The organism is Schaedlerella sp., from assembly GCF_056796775.1.
Genome location: NZ_JBQIKP010000034.1, coordinates 25,212 through 47,891 on the forward strand (window position 1 = coordinate 25,212; position 22,680 = coordinate 47,891).

The 22,680-nt window shown below is 49.6% G+C and carries 18 protein-coding genes, 6 tRNA genes and 2 pseudogenes; 8 read left to right on the forward strand and 18 right to left on the reverse strand.

Annotated elements, in window-relative coordinates:
• Positions 1–6: 6 nt before the first annotated feature.
• Entirely contained in the window at positions 7–1,080 is a 1,074-nt protein-coding gene (gene tig, locus ACTOY7_RS14820) for a trigger factor (protein WP_160281622.1), read from the reverse strand.
• A gap of 150 nt (positions 1,081–1,230) precedes the next feature.
• Entirely contained in the window at positions 1,231–2,706 is a 1,476-nt protein-coding gene (gene cls, locus ACTOY7_RS14825; protein ID WP_160281623.1) for a cardiolipin synthase, read from the reverse strand.
• Positions 2,707–2,936: 230 nt separating this feature from the next.
• Between cls and ACTOY7_RS14830 the strand changes: the two genes are divergently transcribed.
• The gene (locus ACTOY7_RS14830; protein ID WP_160281624.1) at positions 2,937–3,401 is read left to right on the forward strand and encodes a hypothetical protein; all 465 of its coding nucleotides are present in this window, start codon (positions 2,937–2,939) and stop codon (positions 3,399–3,401) included.
• Positions 3,402–3,449: 48 nt separating this feature from the next.
• On the opposite strand, the gene ACTOY7_RS14835 is transcribed toward ACTOY7_RS14830, so the two are convergent.
• The 5 genes from ACTOY7_RS14835 to ACTOY7_RS14855 all read right to left on the reverse strand — a co-directional run bounded on the left by ACTOY7_RS14835 (position 3,450) and on the right by ACTOY7_RS14855 (position 9,994).
• A complete protein-coding gene (locus tag ACTOY7_RS14835) occupies positions 3,450–3,917 on the reverse strand; it encodes a YwiB family protein (RefSeq protein ID WP_160281625.1) in 468 nt (155 codons plus the stop codon).
• 72 nt (positions 3,918–3,989) lie between these two features.
• Positions 3,990–4,811, reverse strand: a complete 822-nt coding sequence (gene murI, locus ACTOY7_RS14840) for a glutamate racemase (protein ID WP_160281626.1) — start codon at positions 4,809–4,811, stop codon at positions 3,990–3,992.
• 102 nt (positions 4,812–4,913) lie between these two features.
• Positions 4,914–5,927: a 6-phosphofructokinase gene (pfkA, locus tag ACTOY7_RS14845; RefSeq protein ID WP_160281627.1), complete on the reverse strand. Its 1,014-nt coding sequence runs from the start codon at positions 5,925–5,927 to the stop codon at positions 4,914–4,916.
• A gap of 229 nt (positions 5,928–6,156) precedes the next feature.
• Positions 6,157–9,630, reverse strand: a complete 3,474-nt coding sequence (locus ACTOY7_RS14850; RefSeq protein WP_300884099.1) for a DNA polymerase III subunit alpha — start codon at positions 9,628–9,630, stop codon at positions 6,157–6,159.
• A 124-nt stretch (positions 9,631–9,754) separates the two neighbouring features.
• The gene (locus ACTOY7_RS14855) at positions 9,755–9,994 is read right to left on the reverse strand and encodes a polya polymerase (protein WP_160281629.1); all 240 of its coding nucleotides are present in this window, start codon (positions 9,992–9,994) and stop codon (positions 9,755–9,757) included.
• Between the two features lie 327 nt (positions 9,995–10,321).
• On the opposite strand from ACTOY7_RS14855, the gene ACTOY7_RS14860 reads away from it, so the two are divergent.
• Positions 10,322–11,242 carry an exopolyphosphatase gene (locus tag ACTOY7_RS14860; protein WP_482671487.1) on the forward strand — a complete coding sequence of 307 codons (921 nt, stop codon included), beginning with the start codon at positions 10,322–10,324 and terminating at the stop codon, positions 11,240–11,242.
• A gap of 82 nt (positions 11,243–11,324) precedes the next feature.
• On the opposite strand, the gene ACTOY7_RS14865 is transcribed toward ACTOY7_RS14860, so the two are convergent.
• The 7 genes from ACTOY7_RS14865 to ACTOY7_RS14895 form a co-directional block, all read right to left on the reverse strand.
• Positions 11,325–12,572 (reverse strand): adenosylhomocysteinase, encoded by a 1,248-nt coding sequence (locus ACTOY7_RS14865; RefSeq protein ID WP_160281631.1) that lies wholly within the window; start codon positions 12,570–12,572, stop codon positions 11,325–11,327.
• 288 nt (positions 12,573–12,860) lie between these two features.
• A complete protein-coding gene (locus ACTOY7_RS14870; protein WP_482672292.1) occupies positions 12,861–14,972 on the reverse strand; it encodes an ABC transporter permease in 2,112 nt (703 codons plus the stop codon).
• Positions 14,969–15,745 (reverse strand): ABC transporter ATP-binding protein, encoded by a 777-nt coding sequence (locus ACTOY7_RS14875; RefSeq protein ID WP_160281633.1) that lies wholly within the window; start codon positions 15,743–15,745, stop codon positions 14,969–14,971. Before ACTOY7_RS14875 ends, ACTOY7_RS14870 begins: the two co-directional genes overlap by 4 nt.
• A gap of 189 nt (positions 15,746–15,934) precedes the next feature.
• Positions 15,935–16,942, reverse strand: coding sequence for a sensor histidine kinase (locus tag ACTOY7_RS14880; RefSeq protein ID WP_160281646.1), 1,008 nt, complete (start codon positions 16,940–16,942; stop codon positions 15,935–15,937).
• 61 nt (positions 16,943–17,003) lie between these two features.
• On the reverse strand, positions 17,004–17,681 hold the full coding sequence (locus ACTOY7_RS14885) for a response regulator transcription factor (RefSeq protein ID WP_160281634.1): 678 nt from the start codon (positions 17,679–17,681) through the stop codon (positions 17,004–17,006).
• A gap of 204 nt (positions 17,682–17,885) precedes the next feature.
• The gene (locus tag ACTOY7_RS14890; RefSeq protein WP_160281635.1) at positions 17,886–18,320 is read right to left on the reverse strand and encodes a hypothetical protein; all 435 of its coding nucleotides are present in this window, start codon (positions 18,318–18,320) and stop codon (positions 17,886–17,888) included.
• A 63-nt stretch (positions 18,321–18,383) separates the two neighbouring features.
• Positions 18,384–18,698, reverse strand: a complete 315-nt coding sequence (locus ACTOY7_RS14895; RefSeq protein ID WP_482671489.1) for a metal-sensing transcriptional repressor — start codon at positions 18,696–18,698, stop codon at positions 18,384–18,386.
• 333 nt (positions 18,699–19,031) lie between these two features.
• Here ACTOY7_RS14895 and ACTOY7_RS14900 point away from each other — a divergent pair.
• The 6 genes from ACTOY7_RS14900 to ACTOY7_RS14925 all read left to right on the forward strand — a co-directional run bounded on the left by ACTOY7_RS14900 (position 19,032) and on the right by ACTOY7_RS14925 (position 19,750).
• Positions 19,032–19,103: transfer RNA gene (locus ACTOY7_RS14900), tRNA-Glu, on the forward strand.
• Between the two features lie 82 nt (positions 19,104–19,185).
• Positions 19,186–19,258: transfer RNA gene (locus ACTOY7_RS14905), tRNA-Thr, on the forward strand.
• Between the two features lie 24 nt (positions 19,259–19,282).
• Positions 19,283–19,356: transfer RNA gene (locus ACTOY7_RS14910), tRNA-Ile, on the forward strand.
• Positions 19,357–19,453: 97 nt separating this feature from the next.
• Positions 19,454–19,527: transfer RNA gene (locus ACTOY7_RS14915), tRNA-Asp, on the forward strand.
• Between the two features lie 56 nt (positions 19,528–19,583).
• Positions 19,584–19,656, forward strand: a tRNA-Val gene (locus ACTOY7_RS14920).
• 8 nt (positions 19,657–19,664) lie between these two features.
• A tRNA-Leu gene (locus ACTOY7_RS14925) sits at positions 19,665–19,750 on the forward strand.
• Between the two features lie 212 nt (positions 19,751–19,962).
• On the opposite strand, the gene ACTOY7_RS14930 is transcribed toward ACTOY7_RS14925, so the two are convergent.
• The 4 genes and pseudogenes from ACTOY7_RS14930 to ACTOY7_RS14945 form a co-directional block, all read right to left on the reverse strand.
• Positions 19,963–20,874, reverse strand: coding sequence for a hypothetical protein (locus ACTOY7_RS14930; RefSeq protein ID WP_160281637.1), 912 nt, complete (start codon positions 20,872–20,874; stop codon positions 19,963–19,965).
• Positions 20,875–21,073: 199 nt separating this feature from the next.
• Positions 21,074–21,973 (reverse strand): protein kinase family protein, encoded by a 900-nt coding sequence (locus tag ACTOY7_RS14935; protein WP_482672293.1) that lies wholly within the window; start codon positions 21,971–21,973, stop codon positions 21,074–21,076.
• Positions 21,967–22,128, reverse strand: a pseudogene (locus ACTOY7_RS14940) (GNAT family N-acetyltransferase); the annotation flags it as partial. The gene ACTOY7_RS14935 and the pseudogene ACTOY7_RS14940, both read right to left, overlap by 7 nt.
• A 343-nt stretch (positions 22,129–22,471) precedes the next feature.
• Positions 22,472–22,651: pseudogene (locus ACTOY7_RS14945) on the reverse strand (helix-turn-helix transcriptional regulator); the annotation flags it as partial.
• Between the last annotated feature and the right edge of the window lie 29 nt (positions 22,652–22,680).

Genomic DNA, 22,680 nt, shown 5'->3' on the forward strand with positions numbered 1-22,680 from the left:
GCGGCTTTATTCCTCCGAGTCTGCCTGTTCCACCTGCACGCACTTGTCTACCAGATACTCCGCCACCTTTCTCTGGAGAATGGCCTTGCGAAGCAGGTCTTCTCCGACACGCTCCTTAAAAGCCTCCACATCATCAGAGCCTGCCTCTTTTGCATATTCCTCGATCAGCTTCTCATATTCCGATTCGGAAGGCTCCAGCTTCTTTTCCTTTGCCAGAAGGCTGCATGCCAGATTCGCCTTGACGATCGTCTCCGCAGACTCCCGGGCTTCCTTTTCAAACTCCTCGACCGTCTGCTTCATATATGTACTCAGGAATTCCTCAAATTCCAGGCCATATCCCTCCGCCAGCCTTTTATACGTATCCTCCGTCGTCTGATACTCCGCATCTACCTGGTCCTCCGGAAGCTTTTTCACCTCCGTCTCATCCAGCATAGCCATCAGCGCATTACTCTCAAGAGTAGATTTCACCTGCAGCTCGCTGTTTTCCTGCAGCCGCTTCCGGATCTCCTCCTTATACTCCTCTACTGTCTTGGATTCTTCGCTGTGCTCCTTGACCCATTCGTCCGTCAGCTCCGGCGTGATCACTTCGTAGATCCCATTCAGTGTAACGTTAAAATTCGCAGGCTTATCTGCTACTTCCTCATTCCGGTAGTTTGCCGGAAACTTTACAGTAATATCAAAATTATCGCCCGGCTCGTGCCCCACGATCTGTTCTTCAAAACCCTTGTACTCTCCCTCAGCAGGCAGAAACTGTCCGGAGCCCAGGATCAGGGATGCGCCGACAGCGCTGCCTCCGTCGAATTCCTCTCCGAAGATGGTGCCCGTATAGTCAATGTCAACGGTATCTCCGTCCTTGGCTGCCCGGCCCGTAATCTCCTTACGCTCCTGAGATGTAGCCAGCTGACTGCTGATCGAACTCTCAACTGACGAATCCGACACCTCCGTATTCTCCAGCTTGGGAATCTCCAGTTTTTTGTACTTGTTTATCGTGATGTATTCATCCGATAATGTCGAGCCGCAGCCGGCCAAAGACACAGCCAGCATACTGCTTACCAGCACTGCGATCCATTTTTTCTTCATCTTTTCACCTCATAATTCTTTGCAAAAGCTTTTTCGGCAAATCGGTATGGTCTGCCGATTACTGTTCAAGTATACCATATTCCATGATTGAAAAAAAGTCATTTTTAGATTTAATTCCGGTATTCGCTTCCAATTTATAAATCCCGCGGCTTAAAGCAGGGGGGACAAAAGCCGGCTGAACTGTTCCTTCACCCGGATGATAAATCCTCTCTGGTCATAGACCTTCCTGGTAACATGAGTACATTTCGTCATATCCGTCTCAAAGATCCGCTCCAGACGCTGTACGGTGGGCTCACTGTAGATCACCGCATTGACTTCAAAGTTCAGTTCAAAGCTGCGGATATCCATGTTTGCCGTCCCGACACAGGCCACCATCCCGTCCACGCTCAGCGTCTTCGCATGGAGAAAACCGTTGTTGTAGACGTAGCATTTCGCTCCGGCCTGAACCAGCTCGCCCAGATAGGAATAGGTCGCCCAGTACACAAACGGATGGTCCGGTTTGCAGGGCACCATGATCCGTACATCAATCCCGGAACGGCTGGCGATCATCAGCGCATCCAGAATCGAGTCATCCGGGATCAGATATGGGGTCTGGATATAGACATGCTTTTTTGCACTGTGGATCAGCCTGAGATAATTGTCATGAATGGTCTTGGTCTTGGAGTCCGGTCCGCTGGAAATGATCTGCACCGGGTCGCGCCCCTTCCTGACATATGTGGGAATCTCAAACAGATTATCCTGCTGAAACAGATTTTCCTTCGCGGCATAGTTCCAGTCCAGCACAAATCTGACCGCAAGCGAGGTTACTGCCGCCCCCTCAATACACAGATGAGTGTCCCTCCAATAGCCGAATTTTTTATTCTTTCCCAGATATTCCCTGCCCACATTGAAGCCGCCCACAAAACCAATCCTGCCGTCAATGACGACGATCTTCCTGTGGTTCCGGTAATTCATCCGAAGCTGGAACTGCCCCAGAAGTGCCGGAAAAAATTCCGCCACCTGGATTCCTTCGCGTTCCAGACGGTGCCAGTCCCGGTTATGCATCGTACGGCAGCCCATACTGTCAAAGAGAATCCTCACTTCCACTCCCTGCCTTGCCTTCTGGATCAGCACCGGCTCAATCTTCTGCCACAGCTCATCATTCCGGATGATATAATATTGAAGGTGTATATAACATTTTGCCTGCTTCATCTCATCGATCAATGCCCGGAACTTCTCTTTTCCGTCCGCATAGACGCGTACGTCGTTGTTGTCTGTCAGCACTGCCTGACCGGCTTCCAGATTATACAGGATCAGATCCTCAAAACGCCGCAGCTCCGGATTGGCCAGGCGAAGCCGCTTCCGGTAGATCCGTTCTTCCTGCCGGCGGACCGCGTACTTCAATTCCCCTTCAATCTCCTTTGCCTTGAACATCCGGCTCTTATGAAAATCCTGTCCGATCATAAGATACATGACAAACCCGAGAATCGGGATAAAATATAAGATCAAAAGCCACGTCCACACCGTCTGCGGAGACCTTCGCTGAAAAAAAATGATCACCAGAGACAGTAAGATATTGATGATCACCAGATGATCCATAATAAAATGATATGTGACCGCAGTCCCGTTCCAGATCGTTTCCGCCATAAAAAAATCCTCCATCATTCGAAAGCAGCGATTGCCGGATGCCTTGCAGCAAGACGCAGGGCACCGTGAACAGTAACAAGAATACTTCTTAATGTATTGTTTGTCAAGTTTCTGTTCGTATTCACACCGCCATGCGCAAAAAGTAAGCAGTTCGTCCAATGTCTGCTTGCACTTCACCGAAAACAATGTTACAATAGATTACGGAAAAAGAGTAAACAGGAGGATTTGCCGTGAGTACAGTAACGATCGTAATGCTGGTGATCTTAGCGATTTTAATCGCAGCATTTATTGCACTTTATTTTTTTGGAAAGAAGATGGAAAAAAAGCAGGCTGCGCAGAAGGAGCAGATGGATGCCATTGCGCAGACGGTTACCATGATGGTGATCGATAAGAAAAAAATGAAGCTGAAAGATGCCGGTTTCCCGGCTGTAGTTGTGGAGAATACCCCCAAGTACCTCCGGCGCTCCAAGGTTCCGGTCGTAAAGGCCAAGATCGGTCCGCAGATCATGTCTCTGATGTGCGACGCGCAGGTCTATCCGTTAATTCCGGTAGGCGGCAAGCCCATCAAGGCAGTCTTAAGCGGAATTTACATAACCAGTGTAAAGGGCATCCGCGGTTCCCTGGAGAAGCCGCAGCCCAAGAAAAAATTCATGGACCGTTTTAAAAAAGAAAAGAAGGATGACAAAAAGAAATAATCCGTCTGAAAAAAATCAGCACACATTCCCCAGGATGTGTGCTGATTTTTATGACAGATTCAAGGAAAAATCGCCGGCAGTTCTGGACATGATGTTCATTTTGATCGTGCAGTCCGCCATCGGTTCATGATTGACATCCAGCTCGTAGTCCAGTGAAACATCAATCTTCTTGTCTGTCACCTTCACTTCCATATTCTTCGTATTGACGCCTACAAGCATCTGTCCGTACGGCGTCTGATAATAAGTAAGGTTCTTCTTGTTTTTTTCAAAAACCATATGTGAATTCGAAAGCCCCCGCTTAATGATCTCCAGGCTGTCATCCCCCGATATCTTGATCTGATTTTTGGTCACTCCGGGAGTCCCCTCCATCAGCTCATCATAGATCACATAGTGCTTTCCGTTCCGGCAGTAGTAGCTCGCCGGAGTCACCACTTCAATCGGTTCATTCTCTTCCGTCAGATCGGACATTGCGTCCTGATGCAGACCTGAGATACTCACCAGCACATCTTTTGTCATACTCCATCCTCCATGTATTGCAGCCGTCTTACACTGTACGGACCGCACAGTGAATGCACAGTCCTGACATCCTTAATAGCTTTCTATATTCACCACATTCGTTTCCGGTACGTCGAAGGGCATCACCGTGTTGGCAAAATGCCGAAACTTCTCAGCCGTATCGCTGACGTAGAATTCATATCGGCTCCCCGGCGTCTCCCTGTCTCCATTGGCCATATCCCGCTCCTCCAAGAGCGCTTTCAGATCCAGCGCCGTCTCATAGGCCGGATTGACGATCTGGATATCCTCGCCCATATAAACACGAATCCGGGAACGCAGAAGAGGATAATGGGTACATCCCAGGATCATGGCATCTATATCCGTAGCACGCAGGGATTCCAGATAATACTCAATGATCTCCCGGGTCACCTCATGCTCCTTGAAGCCTTCTTCCACCAGAGGAACAAACAGCGGGCATGCCTTTTCAATGACCTGGATCTGCGGGTCCATTCCCTGGATAACTTTTGTGTATACCCCGCTCCGGACCGTGGCATCCGTACCCACGACACCGATCTTCCGGTTCCGGGTCACCTTCACAGCGGCCCTCGCTCCGGGTGCTACCACTCCGAGGATCGGAATATCAAATTCATCCCGCACCGCCTCAAGCGCAAGAGCGCTGGCCGTATTGCAGGCAATGACGATCGCCTTGACCTGTTTGGTCTTCAGAAAACGGATGATCTGTTCCGAAAAGCGGATCACTGTCTTTTGAGACTTGCTGCCGTAAGGTACCCGGGCAGTATCTCCAAAATATACAATATTTTCATTCGGGAGCTGCCGGATGATCTCACGCACTACGGTCAGGCCGCCTACTCCTGAATCAAATACACCGACCGGTGCCCCTTTTTTACACTCCATACTGTTTTATCCCCTGGGTCTTTACTTTTTCGCAATAATACAGAAAGCCTGCCACTGGCAGCCTTTCTGCACATGATGGTATCCGGTGCGGCAGCCTTTCGATTACAGCGCCAGCACCTTGGAGATCTCATACTGATGATTGGAGATCTTCTTCTTCATGCTTAATGCCTCGTTGATATCGTAATCAACGAACTCGCCTTCCTTGTAGCCTACCACACGGTTATACTTGCCGGCCAGGAGCAGCTCCACTGCCATAGCCCCCATGGTAGACGCATAGACTCTGTCCTTGCAGGTCGGGCTTCCGCCGCGCTGCATGTGTCCCAGGATCGTCGCTCTGGTCTCGATTCCGGTCGCTTCCTCAATCCTCTTTGCCAGGTTGATCGTATCGCCTACACCTTCTGCATTGATGATGATGTAATTCTTCTTGCCGCGTCTCTTGTTCGCCATGATATCCTGGATCAGCGCCGCTTCATCGAAGTTCTCCTTCTCCTCGGGAAGCAGGATCCTCTCCGCGCCATTGGCAATACCGCACCAGAGAGCCAGATATCCCGCGTCACGTCCCATAACCTCGATGATACTGCACCGCTCATGGGATGTAGAAGTATCACGGACCTTATCAATGGCTTCCATCGCCGTATTCACAGCCGTATCAAACCCGATGGTATACTCTGTGCATGCAATGTCCAGATCAATGGTTCCCGGAAGCCCAATGGTCTTCACCCCGTAATTGGCAAGCTTCTGCGCGCCCGCAAAAGAACCATCGCCGCCGATGACCACCAGCGCGTCAATACCGTATTTCTTACAAATCGCCGCTGCTTTCTGCTGTCCTTCCGTTGTACGCATGGATTTACAGCGCGCAGTCTGGAGAAGTGTTCCGCCCCGCTGAATGGTATCCGACACATCACGGGCGGACAGATCAATAATCTCTTCCTTCAGAAGACCATGATATCCCTTGCGGATCCCGCGTACCTTTAAGCCGTGTGACAAAGCCGTCCTTACCACTGCGCGGATCGCAGCATTCATTCCGGGAGCGTCGCCTCCGCTTGTCAGGACACCGACCGTACGGATCGTGTCTTCCATTTCATCCAATACCTGTTTGTTTTCCATTTCTCCCATGCTTCCTTCCTCCTCAGGTGTATTGAGCGCCAGAAAAATCTGCCGCTCAATATCATATAATTAAAAGTAAGTACCCTGCAAAAACTCTGCCGCCGGCAGAATTTCTGCAGCATCAGAATTTACCAGGCACATCTGTTCCCGGCTGCCTCCGCGCCTGAAACAAGGAACCAGGATTCAGGAATTACACCGCCTGATTTTGTACATTCTTCAATGATTTATTTTATACTATTTATATACGGTTTTCAATAGTCTTTTCGACTACTTTTACCCGCTTTTCCCCAAACTGATTCATCAATCTGCTTAATACCTGAGGAGTGATCAGGATATTCCGGTTTCTGGGCAGTCTTTTTACCGCGCGCTCGGCCTGACAGTAGATCACCACCTCGTCTTCCCCGTCGGAATCCTTCAGATGTCCGAACAATGTCTGTTCCTGTTCCAGATAGTCCGCCTTGTCCGGAAACTGGATCCACAACTCCCGTTTTTTTCGGTCAAAGGGGATCACTTTCTCGCAGATCAGCTTACTTGGCCTCTCGTCTTCCTCGGACACTCTTCCTCGGATAAATACCTTCTGGTCCACCTCCAAAAGCTCCCGGTTCTTCTCATAGTCCCGCGGGAATACGACCACCTCCACGGTTCCCAGCAGGTCCTCAACGGTCACAAATGCCATCATCTGGTTTGTTCTCGTATATTTTACTGTTTTGTCCGTGATCAGTCCGCCTATGGTTTCCCTGGCTCCGTCGTGAACCTTGGAACGCCCTGTTTCCTCATCCGGCTGAAAATCCGGCGTGACGGCAGAAATATTTTTTCTCCATGCCGCTTCATAAGCATCCAGGGGATGTCCGCTGATGTAGATCCCCAGCACTTCCTTTTCAAATGCGAGCTGGTTCTCTCTCGTATATTCCCCCACATCCGGCAGCCGGATCTCGAACTGGCTCTTTTCCTCCTCTTCCACCAGATCAAACAGAGTCATCTGCCCTGTCATGGCATACTTTTTTTCCTGGTTCACATGATCCAGGATCTGCAGGTAAATACTCATAAACTGCTTCCTTGTTCCTCCCAGGCAGTCCAGCGCGCCGGACTTGATCAGGTTTTCGATCACCTTTTTATTCAATGCTTCCTTAATAGACATCCGGTTAATAAAATCTTCCAGGTTTTTAAAGCTGCCAAATTCCTCCCTGTCCGATACGATAGCCTGGATCACCTGCTTCCCGATGCTTTTGATCGCCGCAAGTCCGTAACGGATCTGTCCGGAATCCACCGAAAAATCCGAATAGCCCCGGTTAATGTCCGGCGGAAGGATCTGGATATCCATCCCCCGGCAGGCATATACATATTCCGCCACCTTGGACGGATTTTCAATGACGGAGGTCATCAGCGCCGCCATAAATTCCACCGGATAATAATATTTTAAATATGCGGTCTGATAGGCCACCACCGCATAGGCGGCGGCATGGGACTTGTTGAACGCGTATTTTGCAAAATCGATCATCTCGTCATAGATCTTATTTGCAACCTTCTCGTCAATCCCGTTCTTAACACACCCCGGTACATTGGTCTCTTCATCGCCATAGACAAAGATCTGCCGCTCCTTGCGCATCACATCCCCTTTTTTCTTGGACATGGCCCGCCGCAGCAGATCGCTCCGCCCCATGGTGTAGCCAGCAAGATCCCGGACGATCTGCATGACCTGCTCCTGATAGACGATGCAGCCATAGGTGGGCGACAGGATGGGCTCCAGCTGGGGGCAGTCATATACAATGGATCCCGCCCCGTTCTTCCCCTTGATATACTGGGGGATAAAATCCATCGGCCCCGGACGGTACAGGGCGATCCCCGCAATGATATCTTCCAGGCTGTGAGGCTTTAATTCCTTCATGAAGCTTTTCATACCCGGACTTTCAATCTGGAAGATCCCGTCTGTTTTTCCGGTTCCGATGTAGTCCAGCACGGCCTGGTCGTTATAATCAATGGCATTTAGATCCAGCTCCGGCGCTTTTTGCTTCACCATCCGCACTGCGTTCTGAATCACGGTCAGGGTCCTCAATCCCAGGAAATCCATTTTTAAAAGCCCCAGCTCCTCCAGCGTGGTCATCGTGAACTGCGTCGTAATGGAACCATCCTGGGCCCGGGATAACGGAACATATTCATCCGCGGGCTCCTGGCTGATGACCACGCCGGCGGCATGCATAGAGCTGTGCCTGGGCAGTCCTTCCAGACGTTTGGACATGTCGATGACATTTTTCACCTGCTCATCCGTCTCATAGGCTTTTTTCAGCTCCGGGTTCATCTCCAGCGCCTTCGCGATGGTAATGTTCGGCTCCTTCGGAATCATCTTCGCGATGGAGTCCACAAACGCGTAGGGCAGGTCCATGACCCGGCCCACATCCCGGATCACGCCCCGGGCCGCCAGCGTTCCGAAGGTCACGATCTGCACCACCCGGTCCTTGCCGTATTTGCGGACCACGTAATCAATGACCTCCTGCCTTCGTTCAAAGCAGAAGTCCACGTCGATATCGGGCATGGACACACGCTCCGGATTGAGGAACCGCTCGAACAGAAGCTGATACCGCAGGGGATCGATATCAGTGATCCCCAGGCAGTAAGACACGATGCTGCCCGCCGCGGAGCCTCTTCCCGGCCCGACAGCGATCCCGTGGTCCTTGGCATATTTGATAAAGTCCCACACGATCAGGAAATAATCCACATACCCCATATTTTGGATCGTATCCAGCTCGTATTTCAGCCGTTCCCGATTCTCCTGAGCCTCTTCGCCATAACGCTGATCCAGCCCTTCATAGCACAGTTTGTTCAGATATTCCCAGGAGGTCATCCCATCCGGCACGTCGTACTTAGGCAGCTTGGTCACGCCGAACTCAATCTCCACATGGCAGCGGTCAGCAATCTTCTGTGTATTCTCCACTGCCTGCCGCGCATAAGGAAACAGCGCTGTCATCTCTTCCTGAGATTTGACATAGTACTGCCCGCCTTCATAGCGCATCCGGTTCTCATCCGCCAGCTTTTTTCCCGTCTGGATGCAGAGCAGGATGTCATGGGGCTTCTCGTCCTCCGCATAGGTGTAATGCACGTCATTGGTGGCCGCCAGCTCGATCCCCAACTCCTCGGACATCTGCAGCAGGCGCTGGTTCACAAGCTTCTGCTCCGGAATACCGTGGTCCTGCAGCTCCAGGAAATAATTGCCCTTCCCGAAAATGTCCTGATACTCCAGCGCTTGTTCCTTCGCGTCTTCGTACAGCCCCCGAACCAGGTATCGCTGCACCTCCCCGGCAAGGCAGGCGCTCAATGCAATGATCCCCTCATGGTACTCCCGCAGAAGTTCCTTGTCCACACGAGGCTTATAATAATACCCGTCCACAAACCCTTTGGACACAATCTTCATCAGATTGGCATAGCCGGTATTATTCTCCGCCAAAAGGACCAGATGATAATAACGGTCATCCCCGCCCGTGATCTCCCTGTCGAACCTGGAGCCCGGCGCCACATAGACCTCACATCCAAGGATGGGATTGATCCCTGCTTTTTTTGCTTCCCGGTAAAAGTCGATCACCCCGTACATGACTCCGTGGTCCGTGATCGCCGCGCTGTCCATGCCCAGTTCCTTTACCCTTGCCACATATTCCGATATTTTGTTTGAACCATCCAGGAGACTATACTCCGTGTGGACGTGTAAATGCACAAACCCCATGCTTCACCTCCCGCCCGCAGCCGCTTTTCTATTTCCGCCAAAAATGACTGCCGTTTTGTAAATATTTACTTCCTGTGTAAAAAAACAAGGTGGTTCCCACAAGAACCACCCAGCCTGCTCCGTATTAGTTGCTTCCGTTCATCATGAATCCGATCAGCCTGTCTGTATCTTCCTTTTCATAAGCAAGGATCTCCAGCTCCGGAATCTCACCATTGGAAAAGATATTCGCCATAGATACGTACTGGGAAAGCTTGGACTTCAGATTCAGTCTGTCCCCTTCTCCTGTCACCAGCTCTACCTTCCCCTTGCACTGATCAACCACCTTGAAAAATCCTTCTATGTCTGTAATATTCTGTACTTTCATAATTCAAAGACCTCCTCAAAAAATATTATTTTCTGTTTCTAACTTTTTCTGAGTTACGCTATCATTATACATGATTTTCCAAAGAATGCAATCTTTTTTTATGTTTTGAAAATTCTTTCTGTCCTCATTTTTTGTCTTCTCTGCAATTTATGTTTGCTGAAAAACAAGGGATATGCTATAATAAGAATTACGCTGAGGCGCAAGCAGGTCATCAATTTCCTGCGGAAATTGGTGACAAATTATACTAACAGCAGCGGAAAACGGCATAAGTTTTTGTGTCTGATTTCAGAAATTTTATAAATTTAAAGATACAAGGAGGAGTTATTGATGAGATTAGTAACACGTTCTGATTTTGACGGTCTTGCATGCGGCGCGCTGCTTCTGGAGGCAGGGATTATCGACAGCTGGAAATTTGCCCACCCCAAGGATATCCAGGACGGCCTGTTGGAGATTGATGAGAATGACTGCCTTGCCAACGTACCATTTGTAGAGGGCTGCGGACTCTGGTTTGACCATCACTCCAGCGAGCACGAACGCTTGGAGCTGGAAGGCAAATATAAAGGAGAGAGCCGCATCTGCCCGTCCTGCGCGCGGATTATCTACGAATACTACGGTGGAAAGGAACAGTTCCCCCAGTTCGATGATCTGATGGAAGCAGTCGATAAGGTAGATTCCGGCAATCTGACCATTGATGAGGTCATGAACCCCACAGGTTGGATCCTGGTCGGCTTCTTGATGGATCCCCGGACCGGGCTGGGACGCTGGAGACAATTTTCTATTTCCAATTATCAGTTAATGGAAAAGCTGATGGGAGCCTGCCAGACCATGACTACCGAAGAGATCCTGGCCCTTCCGGATGTGCGGGAGCGGATCGAGATCTATAATGAGCAGACTGAAAAGTTCAAACAGATGGTGTCCGAGCATACAAGGGTGGACGGCAATCTGATCATCACCGATTTGAGACACGTGGACCCGATCTATACCGGCAATCGTTTTATGATCTACAGCATGTATCCGGAGCAGAACATCTCCGCATGGATCGTCAGCGGCCGTGGCGGACAGGGCTGTTCCGCCGCAGTAGGCTACAGCATCCTGAACAAAACGTCGGATGTGAATGTCGGGAGCCTGATGCTGAAATATAACGGCGGCGGACACAAGAAGGTCGGCACCTGCCAGTTCAGCAACGAAACGATGGATACGGAGTTGCCCAAGATGCTGGAAGAGCTGAGCGCGCTGGCGAACAGATAGAATCCATACATACGAAAAGCTGCCTGAGGCAGCTTTTCTTTTTCTTAATATATATCCGCAAAGCGGCAGTTTATCTTCTTCCTTATACCAGGGACTGGTTCAGGTAAGCCTCCTGCTCCGCAGTCAGCGTGTCGATCTCCTTCCCCAGGAAACGGAGCTTTCTCACCGCAACGTCTTTATCGATCTCCTCCGGCACATCCACCAGCATCTCCGTCATTTCTTTTCCGTGCTCAACCAGATATTTTGCGGAAAGCGCCTGGATGGCAAAGCTCATATCCATGATCTCCGCCGGATGTCCGTCCCCTGCGGCCAAGTTCACAAGACGCCCTTCCGCCAGGACGAAGATCCACCGTCCGTTCGGCAGCCTGTAGCCCTGGATGTTTTTCCGCATTTCCTTCGATTCCGCTGCCATGGCACGCAGGCCCGCCATATTGATCTCGCAGTCAAAATGTCCTGCGTTGCAGAGGATCGCGCCCTCTTTCATTTCCACAAAGTCCTCTTCATCAATGACCTTGTCGCAGCCGGTCACTGTCACGAAAAAGTCGCCCAGCTTCGCAGCCTCTTTCATCGGCATCACGTCAAATCCGTCCATCACAGCTTCAATGCCCTTCACCGGATCAATCTCTGTCACGATGACCCTCGCGCCCAGGCCCTTTGCCCGCATGGCAACACCTTTTCCGCACCAGCCGTAGCCGGCTACCACCACGATCTTGCCTGCCACGATCAGGTTTGTGGTCCGCATGATACCGTCCCACACAGACTGCCCCGTGCCGTACCGGTTATCAAAGAAATGCTTGCACTGCGCGTTATTTACCCGGATCATGGGGAATTTCAGATCGCCGGCTTTGTTCATCGCCTCCAGGCGGATGATGCCCGTTGTGGTCTCCTCACAGCCTCCCAGGATGGCTGGGATCAGCTCCTGCATCTCTGTGTGGACCATATGCACCAGATCGCCGCCGTCGTCAATGATGATATTGGGTCCCGCGGAAAGCACCGCGCGGATGTGGGAATTGTACTCCTCCTCCGTCGCCCCGTACCATGCATGGACTTCCAGCCCCGCCTTCACCAGCGCGGCCGCCACATCATCCTGGGTGGAAAGCGGATTGGAACCCGTTACATACATCTCTGCCCCGCCTGCTGCCAGCACCTTGCACAGATAAGCCGTCTTTGCCTCCAAATGTACGGAAAGGGTGATCTTCTTCCCTATAAATGGTTTCGTCCGGCTGAACTCTTCTTCCAGCATGCGCAGCAGGTCACAGTTTCTCTTCACCCATTCGATTTTCTGTTCGCCTGACTCCGCCAGGCCGATGTCTCTGATTTCGCTACTCATTTCTTCTCTCTCCTTCCGCCGCACATGCGGCACTTGTGATATCCAGCCGAATTTTTATTAACGTGATGGTCGTCTGTCCTATCATCACTCTATACTGCCATTTTCACCTGCAGTATCCAACAGCAGCAAAATCCGGCCCATGGGAAGCCGCCTTACGGCAAGAGGCCGGATTCCAGTCCCGTTACGGAACCGGACTGTAGCTTCATCATTATATTATCCCACAAGCGCACGTTTGTCAATCTGCAGGATTTCCTGCTTACGGAAGTTTCCACAGAAGACGAGTGCATTTTATTTCTTCTCCGCCCACATACTTACAATATGATAGTATCCTCTGGAGGTGATCCGGTATACCAGCATGTAGAATACCGCAAATGCCAGATAACAGCAGACCGTAACGATCAGCAGCAGCTTCAGATTGGTCAGGCTGAACAGGATCAGCAGCTTATGGACCATCGGAAACGCAAAAGCCAGATGGATTCCCGCCATGATCAGGGGAAGGAAGAACACCGTCAGCACCTGAGAATTGACGCTCCGCCGGATATCTGTTTCCGTCATGCCCACCTTCTGCATGATCTCAAACCGGGCCTGATCCTCATAGCCTTCCGAGATCTGCTTATAATAAATGATCAGCACCGCGGCAAAGACGAACACCACACCCAGCAGGATTCCCAGGAAGAACAGGCTTCCGTACAGGCCGTAGAACGTCGCCCGTTCTTCTGCCGCGCACCGGCTGTATGCCAGGAAAGGAGAAGCTTCTTCTGCGCCGTCACTTTCCCCCGTACTGTCCGGCGTGTCCTGCTCTGCCTTCATCCGCGTCATTTCCTGCTCCAGCGCTGCCTGGACCCTGTCGTGGATCCGCATCTGCATCTCATCCCCGCAGTCCAGGTCAAATCCATAATTCCAGTGGAGTCCCAGAATCGGATTTCCCCATTCATTCACAAGCCCTTCCAGCGGACGCGCCGCTTCCGCCAGATCCGGGACGAAGATAAACATGGATGGGATGATCTGCTCTGCATCCACACCGTTTTGTATAAACTCCGGAACTACCTTTTTAATCCGCATCGCCTCTCCGTCATTGACTGTAATGGTATCCTTCTCATAGTCACGTTTCGTCGTATAGATGAGGACCTCTCCCGACGCCAGCGCTTCCTTCTGGTTCATCATACGGTTATAATCCTCCAGCGGCACGAGAAATATCTGCCATGTATCGGCATAGTCGCTCACTTGAAGCACAGAGGTATTTTCATCATAGGTACGAAACCGACCTTCCGCCAAGATACATGAAAAATCCACAAGCGGATAATCCAGCACATTCTCTGCGATCAGAGTCCCGTCCCCTTCTGCCGAAACGGCCTGCCCGGCAGCTTCCCGAACACGATCCGTCACCCCGGATTCCATGGCTTCCATACTTCGAAAGCTTGCATCGATCATGATATTTCTCGGATAGCGGTTTCGCAGACTGTCCTCGGTCCCCGCATACAGGCACACGGTTCCCGAGAGCATCACCAGCACCATGGTACACAGGATGCAGATGGACGCCAGGCCCGCGCCGTTTCTCTTCATGCGGTAAACCATGGAGGAAATGGACACAAAATGGCTGGTCTTATAGTAGTAGCTTTTGTTCTTCTGCAAAATCCTGCAGATCGTCACAGAGCCTGCGATAAACAGTAAATACGTCGCGACGATGACCATGATGACCGCCACGAAAAACCAGAGCAGCGCCTCGATCGGATTCTCAATGGTAACCGCCAGATAATAAGCCGCCGCCAGAATCACCAGGCCCGCCAGCGCCAGAAGCCAGTTTGCTTTAGGCGGTTTTTCCCCCGCATTCTCACTGCGCAGCAGCTCCATCGCACTGGCTCCCCGGATCTGCCATAAGGTCTGGAGCAGGATCACCAGAAAAATGATGGAGAACCATTTTAACGTTTCCAAAATCGCCCCTGCTCCCAGCGAAAAGGAAAATTCCGCCTCGCCCTTCAGCAGATTGACCATTCCCAGCTCCGCGAACTTGGAAAATGTGATCCCGGCCAGCAGGCCGCCGCCCATAGAGATCATGGCGCTCATCACGCTTTCGCTCACCAATATCTTGGCCAGATTCCATTTCCCCATGCCCAGGATATTGTAAAGGCCAAATTCTTTTTTCCTCCTGCGGTTCAGGAAGGAATTGGTATAGAACAAAAACAGCAGTGAAAACGCAACGATCACATACATCCCGAATCCCAGCATGGACTGCATGACCTCCCCGCCCGGAACAGACTGCAGGGCGCTGCTGGTATTTAAAAACGCCACAACATAGTACATCATGACCATACCCATGGATGCCAGGATATAGGGAACATACAGGCGGCTGTTTTTCCGGATTCCCATCCAGGCCAGTTTTGGATAAAACATACTTTTCATCGCCCCTCACCTCCCTGAAACTTTTTTGACGCCAGCGCGGTCAGTGTGTCAGAAATCTTCTGATAGAGCTGCTCATCTGTGCTGTTGCCCCGGTAGATCTGGTGGAATACCTCCCCGTCCTTGATAAACAATACTCTTCCCGCATGGCTAGCCGCCTTTACGGAATGGGTCACCATAAGGATCGTCTGCCCGTTCCGGTTGATCTCGCTGAAGAGCTTGAGCAGTTCTTCCGTCGCGTTGGAGTCCAGCGCCCCGGTGGGCTCATCCGCCAGCACCAGTCTGGGATTGGTGATCAGCGCCCTTGCCACAGCCGCCCTCTGTTTCTGTCCGCCAGACACCTCATAGGGATATTTTTTCAAAATGTCGGTAATCCCAAGCTGTACCGCGATAGGCGCAAGTCTCTCGCTCATCTCCGCATAATGCTTTCCCGACAGCACCAGAGGAAGATAGATGTTGTCCTCCAGTGAAAATGTATCCAGCAGGTTAAAGTCCTGAAATACAAATCCCAGGTTATCCCTGCGGAACGCGGCCACGGCGGACTCCCGGATCCGTGAAAAATCCCAGCCATCCAGCTTGACCACACCGCCGGTAGGCCGATCCAATGCCGCAAGGATATTCAAAAGGGTCGTCTTTCCGGAACCGCTTTCCCCCATGATCGCCACATATTCGCCTTCCTCTACGCTGAAGGTCACCTTTTTCAAAGCTTCCACCTTGTTCCCGCCGAAACGGGTCGCATACACTTTTTTCAATCCATTGACTTCCAAGATACTCATTGCAATCCCTCCATATTTTTCAATCCTGTCCCATAATCTCTCTGTACTCCGCCGAATGTCCACCGGTTGCGGCAGATACGAAAGAGCTTTCGTGGAAACCGTTTTTTCTATATCATTTGTTTCTCCATCATCATACAAAAAAGAGAAATGTACTGCCATCGAATTGACTTACATTTCTCTTTGTTCATCTTACAGTTTTGTAAGATGCTTCCCAAACCGGATCCGGATGACGGTTCCATTTTCCAGGGACGAATTGGCTGTGATCGTATGTCCCAGATTGCTGCAGATCCTGCGGCACAGGTAGAGGCCGATCCCGCTTGCCTTTTTATCGCTCCTTCCATTATATCCGGTATATCCCTTTTCGAAAATACGGGGAATATCCTCCGGCGCGATCCCGATCCCCGTATCCCGGATACACAGAACCGTGCTGTTTTCCTCTGTGTCCGGCTCATATTCCATCTCGATCGTGATCCGCCCGGATTCCGTGTATTTCAGCGCATTGGAGATCACCTGCTCCAGAACGAACTGGAGCCATTTTTCGTCCGTCACTGCTTTGGTATGTAAGGGACGGTAATCCAGCTGCAGCTTTTTCCGTATAAACTGTCCCGCAAATTTTTTCACAGCAGGCTTTACAATTTCATCCAGATCATACTCCTGAATCACATAATCTGTAAAATCAGAGTCCAGTCGGAGATACCCCAGCACCATATCTACATATTGTTCGATCCGCATCAGGTCCTCCAGAATCCTCCTTGCAAACTCCGAGTCCTGATTCTGCAGGTTCAGCCGCATGGATGCAATCGGAGTTTTGATCTGATGCACCCACACCGTATAATAATCAATCATATCCGAATAACGGAGGTTCATCTGCGTCTCCAACTCTTTCTGCTCCCCGCACAGCCGTTTGATGATCTGCTGATAGTCCCGTTCCTCCGCCGAAACCGGATCCGGGAAATCGTTCTGGAGCGCGGAAGGAAGCCTGCTGAGTTCTTCCAGCCTTTGGTGTCTCTGCCGTGCCCGGCGCATATCCCAAATCAGAAAAAGCAGCCCCAGCATTGTACACACGAATGCAGGATACAGAACCGCCCCGGCCGGAAGATGGTAAAGTAAAAATGCACATAAAAACACAAGGCAGAATAAACAAAATACAAAAATCCCTTTTCTCCGCTGTCTGAAATATCCGATGATAAAATTCATAAAACTCCTTTTCACTGGCACGGCTCTGCTAAGGATCTACAGAAAATAGCCGATACAGTTCCTAATCAACCGTGATGATATATCCCACGCCCACTTTAGTCGTTATAAAGCCTTCCAGTCCGGCGCCGTCCAGCTTTTTCCGCAGCCGGTTCACATTGACGGTCAGTGTATTCTCATCCACAAAGCTGTCCGTCTCCCAGAGCCGTTCCATCAGCCGCTCCCTGCTGACTACCTTTCCTTTGTTCTCCATCAGCGCCAGAAGGATCCGGTACTCATTTTTCGAAAGGTTGATCCTTTCCCCCTGGAAGACCAGTGTATTGTCGCCCAGATTCAGCAGAGCCCCCCGATGCTCCATCACCGGAACCGATCCCGCGAAATCATATGTCCTGCGGAGCAATGCCTGAATCTTGGCGATCAGAACACTGCCGTCAAAGGGCTTGACAATAAAATCGTCCGCCCCCATGTTCATCGCCATGACAATATTCATACTGTCCGATGCCGAAGAGATAAACATAACCGGTACGCTGGAAATCTTGCGGATCTCGCCGCACCAGTGGTACCCATTGAAAAAAGGCAGTCCAATATCCATCAGGACCAGATGCGGGGCATATTCCGCAAATGCTGTCATGATATTTCGAAAATCTCTGACGCATTCCGCCTCCAGCCCCCACAGTTCCGCCTGTTCTTTGACTGCCTGCGCGATTCCTTCCTCATCTTCTACAATTAAAATCCGATACACCGTGATCCGCCTTTCCATATTTTATCAGACGAAGTCCGTCCCGAAAAGGATATGAGTTATGGGATTCCCTCCGGGTATGCCTTGTCAGACACGGCCCGCTTCTGAACCTCTGTCTGTTTTATATGGTAATGATATAGGAAATGCGGTCAAAAGTCAACGCTGCCGGATTTTTGTATTGATAGAAGCACCGCTGTCTTTGTGCATTTATAAAAACTGCCGGATCTCCTCCACCAGTTTTTCCTCCAGCTTGATCAGTCGTTTTGCGATGTCCTTCGATTTTTCATCCGCCGCCTCGTATTGATTAAGATACCTATTTAAAGTTTTGATTCCCATGTTGCAGCCATCGGTCATCAGATCCGCAACCGTCTTGTCTGATTCATCCATGGCAAGCTTTGCGTTGGTCTTGATCCAGGACATTCCCTTTGCCATCGCGCCGGGTTCCTTCCCCTCATCATGATACTTCTCCAGAAGCACCTGGATCTCCTCCTTCAATACTTCATGCTTTGCTTTACACTGCTCCAGATATTTTTTCAGATCTTCACTTTTTACGGACTGCAGCGTCTCGTCAATGGATGCCACCCCCATCTTGATTCCCGCGTCACACTCTCTGAGCAGCTTTATTGTATCTTCTTCTATCATAAAAACCAGCCTCCTTATCTTCCTGCATGAACAGTATGCCCGATTCGGCTGGTTTTCATTACGCTATTTTATAAACTTGTCGATCGCTTCGCTCAACTTTGTGATCGCATCCTGGTCGTTTTCTTCCACTGCTTCCACGATACAGTGATTCATATGATTTTTCAAAACGACTTTCCCTGTATTGTTGATCGCGGAACGGACTGCCGCCAACTGGATCAGGACCTCACTGCAGTCCGCATCCCGCTCCACCATACGCTTGACCGCTTCCAGATGGCCGATCGCCTTGGAAAGCCGGTTCAGTACCGCTTTCTTTTCCGCCTTGCTGTGAACATGCCTGCGCCCCTTCCCATGGCTGTGGGCGATGCCGTTTTCATGCATATGTATATGAAGCTCTTCGTCTAATTTATGTTCTTCTGTCAACTGCTCGGGAAATGTGTCCCCTCCCTCTACAGCCTTGGCGTTCTCCGCATCCACATTCATAACTCTGTCCTCTGTTCTTTCTATATTTATTGTAGGAGATACCGCTGTTCTATACTGAGCGCCAGATAAATGGGCCGTGAGTATAAATGAAAACCTGCGTGACCTGTAACGATTATACTTCGCTTCCAAAAAATCAGCAATATAAAAATAAAAAAATGCTTGCAAACCGACAAAATATATGCTATTATTCAAATTGTCGCTACGATGTCACTTGTCAAGGCGCATAATACTGGCTCCGTGGTCAAGCGGTTAAGACATCGCCCTTTCACGGCGGTAACACGGGTTCGATTCCCGTCGGAGTCATCAGATCATCTTGTTTCTGTGTTCTATTTACATAATATGATACGCAGAGTATGATCCGGTTTTTGCTTGTATGATATTATTTGCCGATGTGGCTCAATTGGCAGAGCAGCTGATTTGTAATCAGCAGGTTATCGGTTCGAGTCCGATCATCGGCTTTGTTCCTATAAGGGACATAATTTGGACCTTTAGCTCAGTTGGTCAGAGCAATCGGCTCATAACCGATCGGTCCTGGGTTCGAGTCCCCGAAGGTCCATTTTCATATAAAGTATTTGAATATTGACAAGATTCGATATTTTATATGTTGCACAGTACAGGATAATCTATTATAATGTATTGTATCTTTTTCATACGGCCCAGTGGCTCAGTTGGTTAGAGCGCCGCCCTGTCACGGCGGAGGTCGAGAGTTCGAGTCTCTTCTGGGTCGTTCATCAGATAAGATTATTGTTATTTATATTTTATCTGATATTTTTAAAGGTTGATGGGGTCTTAGCTCAGCTGGGAGAGCATCTGCCTTACAAGCAGAGGGTCATAGGTTCGAGCCCTATAGGCCCCATACCATATGCCGCAGTGGCGGAACTGGCAGACGCCCGGGACTTAAAATCCCGTGGGTAGTGATACCCGTACCGGTTCGATTCCGGTCTGCGGCAGTTCTCAAAAGTGGAGGAAGCGCTGTAAAATGGGCGCTTCCTCCACTTTTTCGTACTTTGTCGCTTGAACACCTTTGAACACTTCGTCCCTTTCCTGCTGATACGGTTATGCTTTGATCCGATCTGCAGATAAAGTCTCTCATCATTGCAGTTTTTGTATATGAAAAACCCACGCAAACTCATCATTTACGTGGGTTTTTGATTCCACATCCCTATACCAAAGTATTCAGAAGCATACCAACCGCATAATAATTGCTGAGGTTGTAAGCTCCGCTCTTTGCAAAGCTTGCAAAAGATGTAAAGTATGCGGACATAGAATCATCCGATGAGAGATCGGAGAAGTCAACACCTGCCGCGGAAGAATTCTTGTCCTTAGATGTCGAAGAAGATTGTGTCTTAGAACTCCCCACTACAGTGTCAATTGATGAATCCAGGATTGTGCTTGCTTTTGAACCGGTACGCTGCGCAATGCCATACTGGCCGCCCATCACGTCCTTTGCAAGATCATAGCCTCGATCCAGCGACTTCTTTAATTCGTCCTTATCCACCTGGAGCCTGCCGGTGGTACTGAGGCTCATTCCCAGTGCTTTTTTCATTGCATTTTCGGTCGGAAGGGATCTCTTCAGAGATTCCAGCTGACGCGCTGCGCCCGCACTGCGGTTTGAATTGCTCTCAAGGAAAGATATTGTATTGTTGTACTTATCCGCGAAATCAGTGATTGCGGATATGATATCTTCCTGTGCCTTATCCACCTTTGCCTGCGCTGCTTTTCTCTCGTCCTCGGTTCCTGCTTTGGATAATGCCGAAACAGCACTCTCATACTTTGAGAACACATTGTCCTTGGCGCCAACCTGCAGCTTCTGAGAAGCGGACTCCAGATCCATAAGGGACTGCTTATAATTCAGCAAAAATGAAGACGCGCTCGTAGCAGCGCTGCTGTTGCTGTAGCTGCTGGATGTCTTATTTGTGCTTGAAGTACTGCTGGAACTTGATGTCTTATCCGTACTCTCTGCAGGATCGTAACCAATCTGCTCCGACAAAGCTTCTGTCCGAGAGTTTGCATTGTCAACCCAGCCCTGATAGTTAAACATAGGACTATAACTGGATACTGAACCAACTGCCATAATGTCATCTCCTTTCCGGTATGGTAAATACCTTTTTTGTTGAAAAGGCTGATGCCTTCTTATGATATTTCGGCATTTTTGTTCTGAATGATAATCAAAGAAAGGAAATCAAAGGAATTTTTTTATTCCCGCAGTCCCTGCTTCAAATGGTGCCTTGCCGAATATAAAAATGTAGATCATACTCAATCTCGTATCTCTGTCATTCCTGCCGTATAAATGCTCTTCGGAAATCAGAGATCGTCTTGTACCTTTTTGTCCTGTCAGGCTCAACAGCCTTTCGCACCGAGATATATAAGTCTCTGTCCAATGTCCAATTTTCTGCATCGCATGGCAGAAATCGATTTTCCGTATATCTCCTTTCAATTTCCTCCCGGGTATACTTTCCAAAGAAATCGAAGATCAGCGCCCCTAATGTAAATACATTGGTCGTCTCATCAATCACGGCCCCCAGGATATACTCTTCCGGAGCTTTCAGTCTTTTTGTCCCCCAGTATGCCTCTCCCATATCATTGCGGGCAGGCTGCTTCCGGAACAGATCAATATCACAGATTGTCATCTTGTCTGTCTCAAAATCATAGATCAGACTCCCATCGTAAAAATCCACAGCCACATATTGGTTAGCCGCAACGGTTTCCAAAAAAGAGAAAAGGCATTCTACCGCAGAAAGCTTCCGCTCGGACGGCAGGCCTTTGAACCTCTCCGCAGGGCTGGTCAGCCCCGGGTTCCTGCCGTATTTCTCAAAATTCCAGTAATCGAACAGGCAGCCGCCCTCAGCCCATCGAAACACTACCGCATAATAGTCAGAAACCGGATAATGCTCGATCAGCTCTGCCAGGCTGGGATGCTTTAAGGTCTGATACAGGCCTGCGGCATTTTTCAGGATTTCCACCGACTCCTCCGGCGAGATTTCCGCATCCACAGTATCCACGCCTGCCACTTTGATGAAATACCTGTCATTTTCATCTTCCACACCAAAACAGATGCATCCTGAACCAGTCGTGTCAATCACAGAAAATACGGTTCCGTACTTTTTGATCCATGTGAGATCACGAGGTGTTCTGAGCCTGAATTTTACTTTGTCGATTTCTTGTATCACCATAAGTCTCTCCCCTGCAATCGGCAGGCCATGATGTATTCCTCTTCCTTTTCATCCACTGCTTCAAACCCGGCTTTTCTATACATTTTTACAGCATAATTTGCTTTCTGTACGGACAGGGATACCTGCTTATATCCTTTGTCCTTCAACAATCTCATAAACCAGCTTCACATCATTTTCCAGGCAATTCATAGCGCAGATCTTCGACCACAACCAAAAAAGAGCCAATCTCCTTGCTAACGCACTATAATGCACATATAATCAATAATCGGCAGCGGCTAAAAGTCCTACCAGAGCAAAGGAGATTGATTCCATGTACACTATGATAAAACAATATGCTGGCAAAATCAAGGGCACTTTATGGAGAATACAGACATACAGGAATAAAAATCACTTTGCTTTGTCCCGGAGCAACAAAAACCGAATTTGCGCGAAAAGCCAATATAGAACAAATCTTGCTTTTTAAATTTGCCGTGATGAAACCCGAACAAGTTGTTAAATGACATAAAGGTCGAAGCTGAGATACTGACCTTTGTTCTCAATATTCATAACGGTACGGGAGTCACGGTCTACGAATTCCGCAACGTAGGCTTGTGTCCAGCCCTTTTCTTCTCTGGCTCGTTTGAGTGCCGTCCCGAGGCCATGAAAGTCAAACCTTCTTTCATCTTGGTTCCTTCTCATATCACCCTATATCATTGTACATTTCATGT

Excerpts from the sequence above, each read along its gene's own strand:
- tig (WP_160281622.1), bottom strand. The coding sequence starts at position 1,080 with ATGAAGAAAAAATGGATCGCAGTGCTGGTAAGCAGTATGCTGGCTGTG.
- cls (WP_160281623.1), bottom strand. The coding sequence starts at position 2,706 with ATGGCGGAAACGATCTGGAACGGGACTGCGGTCACATATCATTTTATT.
- ACTOY7_RS14835 (WP_160281625.1), bottom strand. The coding sequence starts at position 3,917 with ATGACAAAAGATGTGCTGGTGAGTATCTCAGGTCTGCATCAGGACGCA.
- murI (WP_160281626.1), bottom strand. The coding sequence starts at position 4,811 with ATGGAGTGTAAAAAAGGGGCACCGGTCGGTGTATTTGATTCAGGAGTA.
- pfkA (WP_160281627.1), bottom strand. The coding sequence starts at position 5,927 with ATGGGAGAAATGGAAAACAAACAGGTATTGGATGAAATGGAAGACACG.
- ACTOY7_RS14850 (WP_300884099.1), bottom strand. The coding sequence starts at position 9,630 with ATGGGGTTTGTGCATTTACACGTCCACACGGAGTATAGTCTCCTGGAT.
- ACTOY7_RS14855 (WP_160281629.1), bottom strand. The coding sequence starts at position 9,994 with ATGAAAGTACAGAATATTACAGACATAGAAGGATTTTTCAAGGTGGTT.
- ACTOY7_RS14860 (WP_482671487.1), top strand. The coding sequence starts at position 10,322 with ATGAGATTAGTAACACGTTCTGATTTTGACGGTCTTGCATGCGGCGCG.
- ACTOY7_RS14865 (WP_160281631.1), bottom strand. The coding sequence starts at position 12,572 with ATGAGTAGCGAAATCAGAGACATCGGCCTGGCGGAGTCAGGCGAACAG.
- ACTOY7_RS14870 (WP_482672292.1), bottom strand. The coding sequence starts at position 14,972 with ATGAAAAGTATGTTTTATCCAAAACTGGCCTGGATGGGAATCCGGAAA.
- ACTOY7_RS14875 (WP_160281633.1), bottom strand. The coding sequence starts at position 15,745 with ATGAGTATCTTGGAAGTCAATGGATTGAAAAAAGTGTATGCGACCCGT.
- ACTOY7_RS14880 (WP_160281646.1), bottom strand. The coding sequence starts at position 16,942 with ATGAATTTTATCATCGGATATTTCAGACAGCGGAGAAAAGGGATTTTT.
- ACTOY7_RS14890 (WP_160281635.1), bottom strand. The coding sequence starts at position 18,320 with ATGATAGAAGAAGATACAATAAAGCTGCTCAGAGAGTGTGACGCGGGA.
- ACTOY7_RS14895 (WP_482671489.1), bottom strand. The coding sequence starts at position 18,698 with ATGCATGAAAACGGCATCGCCCACAGCCATGGGAAGGGGCGCAGGCAT.
- ACTOY7_RS14930 (WP_160281637.1), bottom strand. The coding sequence starts at position 20,874 with ATGGCAGTTGGTTCAGTATCCAGTTATAGTCCTATGTTTAACTATCAG.
- ACTOY7_RS14935 (WP_482672293.1), bottom strand. The coding sequence starts at position 21,973 with ATGGTGATACAAGAAATCGACAAAGTAAAATTCAGGCTCAGAACACCT.